Origin of the sequence: Leptolyngbya sp. AS-A5, from assembly GCF_039962495.1 — a bacterium.
Classification (GTDB): domain Bacteria; phylum Cyanobacteriota; class Cyanobacteriia; order Leptolyngbyales; family Leptolyngbyaceae; genus Leptolyngbya.
In genome coordinates this window covers 354,181-366,932 of sequence record NZ_JAMPLL010000001.1, presented here as the reverse complement: position 1 = coordinate 366,932, position 12,752 = coordinate 354,181, and the positions used below count along the sequence as shown (strand labels likewise).

Below are 12,752 nucleotides of genomic sequence, written 5' to 3'. Positions count from 1 at the left end.
TTCTGTTAAGAGACTGTTATGCCCCGCGCTCTCAATCGTTCTAGCGTCCTAGAAACGGGACAAGCTAAACTCTGGATCTTGCTGATTGGTGTGAATCGCTACAGAGATCCGCAGCTTCCCTCACTGCAATATTCCGCGATCGATTGTCAGGGTCTTTCTGAAGCGCTGATTGATGCAACCCAAAGCTTTCCGCAGCGATCGATGCAAATCCGTCATGATTTTGGAGTACCAGCGACACTAAATCAAGTCCGCGACAGCCTAAGGGAGATTGTGCGATCGGCGCAGGCGGCAGATACCGTTCTGGTGTATTTTTCAGGTCACGGAGTATTAGAGACGACCACTCAACAGCCAATTCTTTGTTTAACCGATACTCAGAAAGCAGATTTGCTCAACACTGGGCTGAGTGTGGCTGAACTTTTGGAACAATTCGGTCAGTGTCAAGCAAAACAGCAGATTATCTGGTTAGATGCCTGTCATAGTGGCGGAATGACGCTGAGAGGCACATTGCCGAATCCGACTCAGCAGTTAGTGCGGGTGTTGGGGCGACAAGCTTCGGAGAGCCAGGGCTTCTACGCATTGCTGTCGTGCGATCAAGCGCAGCAGTCGTGGGAGTTTCCAGAGTTAGGACATGGGGTGTTTACCTATTTTCTGATGCAGGGACTCCGGGGAGCCGCAGCAGACGCAACTGGAACGATCGATGCCGATGGTTTGTACAAGTATGTGTATCATCAAACACTTCAGTACATTGATAAAAGCAATCAACAACTCCGGTTGATTAATCAGCAAAAACGAGGACGCGGTGAGACGCAGCTTCAGCCTGAGTATCCACTGCAAACGCCAAAACGAGTTGTAGAAGGCTTTGGGCAGTTCGTGATTGGTGTAAAGTCAAGCACGATCGCACCTCCCTCTCGTCAAGCGATCGTCATTGATGCTTTTCCCAATCACAGTCTAACCCTGCAACTAAGTAAGCTGCTCAGCGCTGGATTCGAGTTGGCTTATCAGTCTGATGATTGGGAAACGATTCGATCAAGCATTCAAACCAAGCTACAAACTCCCGAAGCGACGACGGTTTTACTGTATCTCCGGGCTAGAGTTGGAACTACGGTTGAAGGCGAACCTTGTTTAATCCTGGGAACAGAGCGCATTTCGCGATCGTGGCTGCGTCAAACCCTGCGACACAGTACAGCGGCCCAACAGATTGTGATTCTGGATTGTCCGAGTGCAAGTGATTTACCCGAATGGATCGAAGAGTTGCAGCGAGAGCTGGGACAATGCTTGATTGCGGCGGCGGCTCGGACTGATCCTGAACTATTGACGCGATCGCTGGTTGAGACTTTGAATGCTGCCGATCGTCACTCTGGCTATCCGGTTGCAGCATGGATTACTCAGCTTCAACTAGCATTAGCAGGACAAACGACGCTATCGGTTTGGCTATCGGGGACGCAGGGTGTGATCGAAGTGTTTCCGAGCCAGCAGGCGAATCGCAGTTCAGATATTAGTGTCTGTCCTTATCGGGGGTTGCAGCCGTTTACAGAGCATGATGCCGAGTTCTTCTATGGACGATCAGCTTTAATCCAACAGCTTTTGCAGGCAGTTCAGCAGCAATCTTGTTTAGCAGTGGTCGGTGCATCGGGGAGCGGGAAGTCTTCGATCGTGCAAGCTGGATTGATGGCACAGTTAAGGCAAGGGCAGCATGTCCCCGGTAGTGAACACTGGTGGCTGGGGCGAATGTGTCCGGGCGATCGCCCGTTTGATACGCTGGTTAAATGTTTAGCTGATTCAGAAGAACAAGAGCAAGTCGAGGGACTGTTGTATCAAGGAGTAGAAGGTTTGGTGCAATGGTTTAGAACTCGTGCTGAACCGATGGTCATGCTTGTGATTGATCAGTTCGAGGAACTGTTCACGCTGTGTTCGGAACCGGTTCGGCAAGACTTTCTCAATATTGTTTTGGAAACACTGGAGTACACCCGCGATCGCTTCAAATTAGTGCTGACATTGAGGGCAGATTTTGTCGCAGCAGGCTTAGAAATACCTCAACTTGCGACGATTTTACAGCGATCGAGCATTCTGATTCCTCCTTGTCTCAGCGATGAAGAGTACCGTCAGGTGATTGTGCGTCCTGCGGAACAAGTGGGATTAACCGTAGAACCGGGACTGGTCGAAGTGCTGCTGCAAGAACTCGATCGGACTCCGGGAGACTTGCCGATTTTAGAGTTTGTGCTGGAGCAGCTTTGGCAGCATCGGCAACAAGGAACACTCACGCTAGAGGCTTATCAATCTGAGATTGGCGGCTTGCAGGGTGCATTAGAGCATAAAGCTCAATCCGCTTACAACCAACTTGACCCAGAGGAGCAGCACTGTGCTCGATGGATTTTCCTGTCGCTCACGCAGCTAGGAGAAGGCGTTGAAGATACGCGGCGGAGGGTGTTGAAGTCAGAGTTATCCGTTGCAAAGTATCCTCAAGCTGTGGTCGATCGGACTTTACAATCGCTGAGTGCTGCAAAACTGATTGTGATCAACACCGAAGACGTGCCAACCAGTCGGGGCACTGAGCTATCAGGTATTGAGCCGTCAGAGTTTGAGCCTTCTGTCACCATTGAAGTTGCCCACGAAATTCTGATTCGCCATTGGTCAACCTTGCGCTGGTGGCTGGATGAGAACCGCAATCGATTGAGAGTGCAGAGACCGATCGAGCAAGCCGCGATCGACTGGAAAAAGAGCAATCGTCCTCCAGATTTATTGTTGCGAGGAATGCGGCTGGCAGAAGCAGAAGAACTTTATGTTAAGTACACTGATGAACTAACTCAAGATACTCAAGTCTTTATTGAAGCCAGTTTAGAAGCGCGTCAGAGCGAGAAAATTGCGCTCAAACGGCGGCTCAAACGCGCTCAGCAAGCGATCGCAGCCATTGCAAGCTTAGCAGTTGCCGCACTTGGATTAGGAGGATTGGCACTGTGGAATCAGCGAAATGCTCAGATCCGCTCGCTCCAAGCACTGTCTGCCTCATCTGAAGCATTGCTGAACTCAAATCAGCAGCTAGAAGCACTAACCGCAGCGATCAAAGCAGGACAACAGCTAAAACAGCTCGATCGATTCGTCCCGGTAGAGGTGCGAACTAATACGATTGCAACCTTACAGCAGGCAATCTCTCAAACGCAAGAATCGAATCGGCTCACAGGTCACGCTCAGCAAGTGAATGATGTGCAGATGAGTTCTGATGGTCAGCTAATTGTCACTGTGAGCAACGACAACTTAGTAAAACTATGGTCGCGTGAAGGTCAATTGATCAAAGATTTAGTGGGACACAGCGATCGTGTTTTAGCAGTAACCTTTAGCCCTGATCAGCAGCAATTTGTCACTGCCAGCGCAGATAAAACCATCAAACTGTGGAATCGTGACGGGACACTGATACAGACCTTAGTTGGACATCAAAACTGGGTGACATCGGTGCGGTTTAGCTCGAATGGTCGATCGCTGATCTCAGGCAGTCGAGACGGCACAATAAAGCTATGGCAACTCGATCAGATGAGAGCCGTTCAGACCTTTCGGGGACATAGAGGATGGGTCAACAGCGTGACATTTGGGCAAAACGATCGCCAGATCCTATCCGGTGGCGAAGATGGAACGGTGAGGATTTGGCAAGTAGGTAGAGCGGTTGCGCTCAGAAGCCTTAGAGTTCACAACGATCGCGTAACCAGTGCGATGATGGCTCCGAATGGTCGATCGTTTCTCACCAGTGGGGACAATGTAGCAAAGCTTTGGACATTGAACGGTAAAGAAATTACAACCCTAGAAGGACATCGCGATCAAGTCAACACTGCAAGCTATAGTCCAGATGGAGGCACGATCGCGACAGGTTCAATCGATCGCACCATTCGGCTTTGGAATTTGGAGGGCGCATTGCTTCAAACCATTCAAGGACATGAAGCCGCAGTTATGCACGTTAGCTTCAGTCCTGCTGGAACTCAGCTTCTCAGTGTGAGTGCTGATAAAACGGCGCGAATTTGGCAGATGGATTTACCGATTCGATTGAATACAGGTCTATCGGCGATGACCACAAATTTAGACGGAAGTATTACCGCGATCGCGGCTCCTGACAACACCATTCTCTTGCAAAACAACAAAGACTTTCTCAGCTTAAAAGGTCACACTGCACCGATTACTCAGATTCAAATCAGTCCTGATAATACATTGCTCATTTCTGGCAGTGCAGATAAAACAATTCGACTATGGAATATCAGTACTGGAGAACTGATTAGAACCATCTCAGGGCACAACGATCGGGTTACAGCATTAAGTTTCAGTCCTGATCAAGAAACCTTCGCATCGGCAAGTGCAGATCGAACGATTAAGATTTGGACGCTTCAAGGCAGTATCCGCACCATTTTGCAAGGTCATACCGACGAAGTGACGAGCTTAAGTTACAGTCCTAATGGGCGCTTGGCTTCTGGCAGCGTTGATGATACCGTGCGGCTGTGGGATGCCGATCGCAGAACTTCCACGATTCTTGGCAAACATAACTTAGCAGTAGCCGCGATCGCCTTTAGTCCCAATGGAAAAACTTTAGCTTCTGCAAGTTGGGACAATACGATTAAACTCTGGGCAGTTGATGAAGCTAGATTCCGACAAACTTTGATCGGACACAATGGCGGAGTGACATCCCTGAGCTTTAATCAGGATGGTTCAGTGTTAGCTTCTGGCAGTGATGATACGACGATCAAGCTTTGGAACAGTGAAACCGGAGAACTGATTAAAACCTTAGTCGGCACGAACGATCGAATTGCTAGTGTTGCCTTTCAGTCTGACAAACTTTTGAGTACCAGCGATCGTTTAGGCCTGACCCGATGGAACCTCAATTTAGATAGCTTATTGAGCCGAAGCTGCGATCGAGTGCGATCTTACCTACGGTCAGACTCTACCAAAGACAATCGTTCCTTGAACTGTAACAACAACTAATGTCCTAGTTTCTTTCTCGTGTAGAAATTGTAGAATCAAAGCATCCTGATCCCTCAGGGGGGCATAATCATGACACATGCTCACACGCAACAAGTTCTGAATCGGCTGGCTCGAATTAAAGGACACGTTGAGGCAATTTCCAAGATGGTCGAGAGCGATCGTCCCTGTTCCGATGTGGTTACACAAGTGATTGCCGTTCGATCCGCATTGAATAAAGTGGCGCAAATTATTCTGCTCGACCATGTGGAACATTGCCTGATCGAAGCGTCTGAAACCGGGGAATTTGAGGGAGAACTCAACAATTTTCGTAAGGCATTGGACTTGCTTATTTAGTTGTTGCCTTACGAGGTCTTGGTTTACTGAGCAAGAACCACCACAGTTCTAGACCGATTAATCCGAGTCCGCCGAGCGTGACGATCGCTTTATTAGCAAAAGGTTGCTCGATGCGATGAAATTGTCCTTCCTGAGCAGTTTGAGGCGAGTGCATCGTCTCAGCCATTACAGCAGATGAACCTCCCATCACTAGCTCTAAACTTGCAATCCCACTGATGATCAGCTTTTTCATCGTTTGCCACCTCTTACAATATTGCTCCTGAAAGCGTTCCGATCAAAAATCCAAACCCAGCTAATGTTGCAAAGAATATGACTTGCTTAACCATGAATCACCTCATCTTGGGCTTAAAGTTACGCAGTCGGAGCGCATTCGTCACAACTGACACTGAACTAAATGCCATTGCTGCTCCAGCAATAATCGGACTCAGCAACCAACCAAAAATTGGGTACAGAATGCCTGCGGCGATTGGGATGCCTGCAACGTTGTAGATAAAAGCAAAGAACAGATTCTGCCGAATATTGCGAATGGTTGCATGACTAAGCTGAATGGCAGTCACAATGCCTTGTAAATCACCCGAAATCAGCGTAATATCACTAGCTGCGATCGCCACATCCGTTCCCGTGCCGATCGCCATTCCCACATCCGCTTGAGCTAATGCAGGCGCATCATTGATTCCATCTCCCACCATTGCAACGATTTTTCCTTCACGCTGAAGGGCTTCCACGATCGCGGCTTTTTGCTCCGGTCGAACTTCTGCAAACACTCGCTTAATGTTCACTTCCCGCGCAATCACATCAGCAGTACGGCGATTGTCCCCAGTCAACATTACGACTTCTAGCCCTAACTTTTGCAAGGCTCGAACGGCAGCAACCGAGGACGGTTTAACTGCATCAGCAATTGCCATAATTGCTGATGCTTTACCATTTACTGCAATCCAAATGACTGTTTTACCGAGCGATTCAAGCTGATCCCACTGTTGCTTAAGTGTTCCAGTATCAATGTTTAACTCAGACAGCCAACGATGTGTACCAATCTGAACCAGTTGATCAGAGATATAACCTTGAACACCGCTTCCTGCAATGGCTTCAAATTCCTGTGAATTGGTTAACTCGACTCCTTGAGCTTGGGCATAGTGTACTACCGCTTCTGCTAACGGATGTTCAGAGTTGCGCTCGATCGAAGCTGCAAGCCGCAGTAAATTTAACTCATTATGATCAGCAGTGCCTTGGACAGTCACATAATCTGTGACGGTTGGTTTTCCTTGAGTAATAGTTCCAGTTTTATCAAGCACGATCGTTTGCAGTTTGTGCGCCAGTTCTAAACTTTCTGCACCTTTGATTAAAATGCCATTTTCTGCACCTTTACCTGTGCCAACCATGATTGATGTAGGAGTCGCTAATCCCAAGGCACAAGGACAGGCAATGATTAACACTCCAACTGTCGTAATTAATGCCATCGTCACGTTGCCCATGACGTTGTACCAGAGGATAAAGGTTGCGATCGCGATCGCAATCACCGCAGGCACAAACCAACCTGTGACTTGATCTGCCAACCGTTGAATCGGTGCTTTTGAGCCTTGTGCTTGCTGCACCAGTTTAACAATTTGAGCCAGAAAGGTATCTTTGCCGACTCGTGTTGCTCGAAATTTGAAGCTCCCTGTTTTGTTTAAGGTCGCTCCAATTACTTCATCTCCGACTTGTTTTGTGACAGGCAAGCTTTCACCCGTCACCATTGCTTCGTCGATCGCCGATCGACCTTCCAGAATTTCCCCATCCACCGGAATCTTTTCACCCGGACGAACGAGAATTACGTCACCTACTACGACCTCTGCGATAGGTAAGTCAATTTCTCTCCCTTGACGAATCACTCGCGCTGTTCTGGCTTGCAGCCCGATTAACTTCCGAATTGCTTCTGAGGTTTGTCCCCTCGCTCGATTTTCTAACAATCGACCGAGTAAGAGCAGCGCAATAATGACTGTTGTAGCTTCAAAATAAACATCCGGATTGAGACCTTGAGCCGTAAACCACTGCGGGAAGAAAGTAGGAAACAAAGAATACAGATAAGCCGATCCGGTACCGATCGCAACTAAAGTATCCATCGTCGCAGTATGCCGCTTCAAAGCTTTCCAAGCATTGACAAAGAAGGATGCACCACACCAAAACAGCACCGGAGTTGTCAACACTAACTGAAGTAAAGGATGGTGCAGCCACATCGGGATCAAGGGAATCGAGAGTCCCGTCATCATTGGAAGTGAACCGATCACCAGCGCCGCCGCGATCGTGCCTGCTGTCCAAACTTTGCGCTGGAGTTTGTGGTGTTGAGTTTGGCGCTCTTGCCGTTCGATGTCGTCTTCACTCGCAAGCACATCTTCTTGCATCGGTTGAGCCGAATATCCTGCGGCATCAACTGCTTGCTGAATATCAGCCACAGTTGTTTTATGCGAATCAAACGAGATCGTCGCTTGCTCTGCGCCAAAGTTGACGTTACACTCCTTCACTCCTTCAAGCGATCGGATTGCGCCTTCAATATTCTTCGCACAGGCGGCACAACTCATGCCGTGAAGCTTTAATGTGGTGGTTTCCATTATGCATATCTAAGGAAAAGGACTAAGCAACGGTGTAACCCGCATCAGTGATAGCCTGTTTAATCGACGCTTCTGAAGCTTGCGTTTCGATGCTGACAAGTTTTGTTTTGGGATCAGCCGTCACGCTTGCATTCGGGTCGATCGACTTAATCGCGGTGGTAATCGTATCGCTACAGGCGGAACACGCCATATTCGGAACAGTCAATTGAAGAGACATCAGCCAAACTCCTAAAACGGCAAATTGAATTCTTACATCATCATTCTGAAATCTCCAGTGAACTGGAGAGTCAAGTAATCTTTTTAGGTTCTGTCTTTAGTCAGAGGCAAGGTTGTCGCATATGAACGGCATCCTACACAATTTTCAGCTTTAACCATTGACTCTCCAGTGAACTGGAGAATCCACAATAAAAGTGTTCCAGTGCTGTCTTTTTTTATTAACAATGAAATCCCTGTTTAAACCTAGAGCCTTAGACGACTCTCCCAAACCAGCGACAATCCAGCTAACCGTTGGAATCATTGCAAGAGCTTCGCTGCCTCTCATACTTGCTACTCTCGCTGCCTGCTCCACCACAACGACGCAGAATTCCTCGCCGGCTTCCAACCCAATGCCCGGAATGGATCACAGCACTATGAATCATGGCAGCACGGGCAACATGATGCACAACATGGATTTAGGTGCAGCAGACGACAATTACGATCTACGGTTCATTGATGCAATGCGAATTCACCATCGCGGCGCGATCGAGATGGCAAAACAAGCCGAACAAAAATCGCAGCGCTCGGAGATTAAAACCCTAGCCCGCAATATCGTCATCACGCAGAACCGTGAAGAAAATGAATTGCTGGCGAAGTGGCGAAACCAATGGTATCCAAAGGCTGCTCAGGAACTTGTGATGTATGGAGGCAAAGAAAAATCAACCATACCAATGTCAGTCGAATATCGCCAAATGATGTCGATGCAGCAGGACTTGGGGACAGCCGACGCTCAGTTCGATTTGCGCTTTATCAATGCAATGATTCCGCATCATGAAGGTGCGATCGCAATGGCAAAAGATGCTTTCCAAAAGTCGAAGCGTCCTGAGATTAAGCAGCTAGCGCAAGAAATTGCAACCTCTCAGCAAACTGAGGTCGATCAAATGAAACAGTGGCGTAAAGCTTGGTATAACCAGTAATTTTTTGCAATCTCGCTCGATCGCAGCAACCGATTGGGCTACTCGATGCTGACAGCGATTTGAGTAAGTAGAGCCTTGCATGACGAAGCTTCTGTCGCTCCACAAAATGCTACCTTTTGGGGAGTGACAGAAGCTCGGATTAAGTGCTTGACTGATCTTGCTCTTCAACGATTTGCGTTATGTCAGATTCAGTCACTCCCCCGATCGCACCCAAACGTCCCTATGTGCATCAACTCCACGGCGATGAGCGCATTGATGACTATTTTTGGCTGCGGGAGCGCGACAATCCTGAAGTCATCGCCTATCTTGAAGCTGAAAATGCTTACACTGAGACAATAATGCAGCATACAGAATCGCTGCAAGCAGATCTCTACGACGAGATGCTATCACGCATTCAGGAAGATGATTTGTCTGTACCTTATCGTCGAGGCGAGTTTTATTACTACACCCGCACTGAAACCGGAAAAGCTTATCCCATCCACTGCCGCAAATATCAAAGCTTGGATGCACCAGAAGAAGTGCTACTGGATCAAAATCAGCTAGCTGAAGGCACAGAATACTTTAGCTTAGGTGTGCTTGAAGTTAGTCCAAATCAGCAGCTATTAGCTTATGCGACTGACACAACAGGAGCCGAGCGCTATACCCTGTTTTTCCTTGATCTAACCACTCGTCAACTGTATCCTGAATCAATCCCTGACACCGCTTCGTTTGCTTGGGGCAATGATAATCAAACTGTGTTTTATGCTCAGATTGATCCAGCAAATCGCCCTTATAAATTGTTTCGCCACTGTTTAGGAAGTGAAATCGACACTGATCAACTGTTGTTTCATGAAGCTGATGATGCTTATTTTCTTGGAATTGATAAAACTCGGAGTGAAGCTTATCTGCTACTCGGTTTGGGCAGCAATATCACCTCAGAAGTTCATTATCTCGATGCGAACAATCCTAACGGAGACTTCCAGGTAATTCGTCCGCGTCAAGTTGGCATCGAGTATGAAGTTGAACATCATACGGATGCGTTTTACATTCTGACCAACGAAAACGCTCTGAACTTCAAGCTGATGAAAGCGCCCGTCAGTGATCCGAGTGTGGAACATTGGGAGACGGTGATCGAGCATCGCGAAAATATCTTTTTAATGGGTGTTAGTGCCTTTATGGATCATTTAGTGATCTACGATCGCGAAGCTGGACTACCCAACATTCGGGTTCGTAAGTTCTCCACACAGGAAGAACATACAATCACGTTTCCAGAACCTACCTACGAAGTGTCAGAATCGATCAATCCAGACTTCAATACAAAAACGCTGCGGTTTGGCTACACCTCATTGGTTACACCGTCTTCGATTTTTGATTATGACCTCGATGCCCAAACTCGCGAACTCAAGAAAGAAACGCCCGTTTTGGGAGGCTACGATCGCGCAAACTATCGAAGTGAACGCCTCGAAGCGATCGCGCCCGATGGCACTGCTGTTCCGGTGTCGATCGTCTATAAAGCAGGCATCGATCGCACAAGCAAAAATCCCTTACTGATGACGGGTTATGGTTCCTATGGGTTTAGCTATCCCGATTCTTTTTCTTCGGCTCGCTTAGCCCTGCTCGATCGTGGGGTTGTGTTAGCGATCGCGCATATTCGGGGCGGCTCCGAACTCGGACGCAAGTGGTATGAAGACGGCAAATTCTTACATAAACAAAATACCTTCAGCGATTTTATTGCTTGTGCAGAGATGCTGATCAAAGCAGGCTGGACAGATGCCGAACATTTAGCAATTTCTGGAGGAAGCGCAGGCGGATTGTTAATGGGGGCGGTGATCAATCAGCGTCCAGAATTGTTCAAAGCCGCGATCGCACAGGTTCCCTTTGTAGATGTCGTTACTACGATTCTAGATACTTCATTGCCTTTGTCGGCAACGGAATGGGAAGAATGGGGCAATCCGAATAATCCGGAGTTTTACTTCTACATGAAAGGCTATTCGCCTTATGATAATGTCGAAGCGAGAGCCTATCCTGCCTTGCTGATTACCGCAGGTTTAAATGATCCGCGTGTGTCCTATTGGGAACCTGCAAAGTGGACAGCAAGACTGAGAGCATTGAAAACAGATACTAACGTCTTGCTGTTAAAGACTAACATGGGGGCTGGACACGGCGGCGCATCTGGGCGATACGAACGCTTGAAAGAGATTGCGTTTGAGTATGCTTTTCTACTGGATCAGTGGAAGCTTGCCTAAGTAAAGCGATCATTCGCCCCTGATAGTCATACACTACCGTACCAACCCTATTGTGTGGTGGAGGTGATGTAACTGATGAGGCTATCTCTTCTTTGATACCTTTCTCGACAGCATTACTTCCACAAACCGCCGCCATTTCCCAAAGTCTTCCTCTGACGGCTCGGTCTGTTGCCAACTTGGTCGATCGTACAATCTATCCATCCAGCGGCTCAGTTTCGCATACTAATCAAACCGAACCCCTAACCGCCGAAACAGGGGTAGCGTACTACCCACAACACAATCTGCCAGGTTCAAGCAATCTCCCCCAAAATAATCACTTTCTAATTGCAGTTCCAAAAACTCTAGACCCGTGTTTAGCATTTCTGCTTTGGGATGATCCTGTTCCGTTGTTATCACTGCTGACAAACAGCTCATGATCTCGTTTATTGTGACCATTTGGATCATTCGCATCTTGCCAAGCTCTACTGGAGTTTGTAGAGACATTCGAGGCTGAGGATATTGAGCATCTAAATAATCCAGAATTGCGATCGACTCAATTAGCCTCACCTCACCATCCAATAAAACGGGTACATGATGAAACGGGTTCAATGCTAGAAACTCCGCTTCAAACTGCTCTTTTAGATGCAACTGCACGACCTGTGCCTCAAATTCGATTCCTTTCTCCAGCAGGCAAATCCAAACTCGTCGGGCGATCGGCGACAGTGGATGATAGTAAAACGTCAACATAACTAATTTCTCCAGGATTCTTAGTTCAAAAATAGAAACCGATCGGTCTGTAAAGTCTCAAAAAGATTATGAGGCTGCTGCTAATGTTTGCAAGTGCTGTTTTAGATGAAGAGCGGCTCGATCAAGATAGGTGCGATCGTCATAAAGCTGACTCATCATTAGTCCACCCTCCAATGTAGCAATGATAAGCGTCGCCACTTCATCCGGGTAGACCGAAGCTTGGATCTCCTGATGGGCAATTCCCCGCGCAATGATTTTGCACAGAAATGCCCGCCAGTGATCCATTGCAGATTTGGCACGATCGAGCAATTCCACTTTAACTGCATCATGCTCGATCGCCGTATTCATAATCGGACATCCGCCTTTCAGGCTCGGCGTGTCAGGCTCTTGGCAGAATAGATCGATGAAATTAAACAAGCGAACTAAGCATTTGGACGACGAGCGTAACACACTGTGATAGCGTTTCTGCTTCAGCGTCACGGCATAATCGAATGCCGCAATCGCTAGTTCCTCCTTACTTTTGAAGTGATTGTAAATACCACCCTTCTGCAATCCCGTTACCTGCATCACATCTGCGATCGAAGTTGCTGAAAATCCTTTTTGATTAAACAGTTCAGCTGCTTGAGCAATGATGTAGGCTCTAGTATCTTCAGAGGCTTTGGACATTTTACAGACCGCTCGGTTTCTTCAAATATAAACGAAACTCGCGCTAAAAGGAAAGGATTTTTAGCGCAAAACCTTGTATTGTTCAAGCA

9 protein-coding genes are annotated in these 12,752 nt (G+C 47.6%); 4 read left to right on the top strand and 5 right to left on the bottom strand.

Going from position 1 to position 12,752, the window contains the following annotated elements:
* The first annotated feature begins 18 nt into the window (after window positions 1-18).
* Both NC980_RS01840 and NC980_RS01835 read left to right on the top strand, forming a co-directional pair.
* Window positions 19-4,956, top strand: coding sequence for a caspase family protein (locus NC980_RS01840; protein ID WP_190378766.1), 4,938 nt, complete (start codon window positions 19-21; stop codon window positions 4,954-4,956).
* A 69-nt stretch (window positions 4,957-5,025) separates the two neighbouring features.
* Complete coding sequence (locus NC980_RS01835) at window positions 5,026-5,289, top strand: metal-sensitive transcriptional regulator (RefSeq protein ID WP_190378765.1); 264 nt, start codon at window positions 5,026-5,028, stop codon at window positions 5,287-5,289.
* Here the strand turns inward: NC980_RS01835 and NC980_RS01830 are convergent.
* The 3 genes from NC980_RS01830 to NC980_RS01820 form a co-directional block, all read right to left on the bottom strand.
* Window positions 5,282-5,521: a hypothetical protein gene (locus NC980_RS01830; protein WP_199298679.1), complete on the bottom strand. Its 240-nt coding sequence runs from the start codon at window positions 5,519-5,521 to the stop codon at window positions 5,282-5,284. The genes NC980_RS01835 and NC980_RS01830 overlap by 8 nt on opposite strands.
* Window positions 5,522-5,618: 97 nt before the next feature.
* Window positions 5,619-7,874 carry a heavy metal translocating P-type ATPase gene (locus NC980_RS01825; RefSeq protein ID WP_190378764.1) on the bottom strand — a complete coding sequence of 752 codons (2,256 nt, stop codon included), beginning with the start codon at window positions 7,872-7,874 and terminating at the stop codon, window positions 5,619-5,621.
* Window positions 7,875-7,896: 22 nt separating this feature from the next.
* Window positions 7,897-8,091 carry a heavy-metal-associated domain-containing protein gene (locus NC980_RS01820; RefSeq protein WP_190378763.1) on the bottom strand — a complete coding sequence of 65 codons (195 nt, stop codon included), beginning with the start codon at window positions 8,089-8,091 and terminating at the stop codon, window positions 7,897-7,899.
* Between the two features lie 277 nt (window positions 8,092-8,368).
* On the opposite strand from NC980_RS01820, the gene NC980_RS01815 reads away from it, so the two are divergent.
* Window positions 8,369-9,046 (top strand): DUF305 domain-containing protein, encoded by a 678-nt coding sequence (locus NC980_RS01815; RefSeq protein WP_348253900.1) that lies wholly within the window; start codon window positions 8,369-8,371, stop codon window positions 9,044-9,046.
* 179 nt (window positions 9,047-9,225) lie between these two features.
* Window positions 9,226-11,271: a S9 family peptidase gene (locus tag NC980_RS01810; RefSeq protein ID WP_190378761.1), complete on the top strand. Its 2,046-nt coding sequence runs from the start codon at window positions 9,226-9,228 to the stop codon at window positions 11,269-11,271.
* A 222-nt stretch (window positions 11,272-11,493) separates the two neighbouring features.
* Here the strand turns inward: NC980_RS01810 and NC980_RS01805 are convergent, their stop codons facing one another.
* The gene (locus tag NC980_RS01805) at window positions 11,494-11,997 is read right to left on the bottom strand and encodes a glutathione S-transferase family protein (protein ID WP_190378760.1); all 504 of its coding nucleotides are present in this window, start codon (window positions 11,995-11,997) and stop codon (window positions 11,494-11,496) included.
* 66 nt (window positions 11,998-12,063) lie between these two features.
* On the bottom strand, window positions 12,064-12,663 hold the full coding sequence (locus NC980_RS01800) for a TetR/AcrR family transcriptional regulator (RefSeq protein WP_190378759.1): 600 nt from the start codon (window positions 12,661-12,663) through the stop codon (window positions 12,064-12,066).
* Window positions 12,664-12,752: the final 89 nt, after the last annotated feature.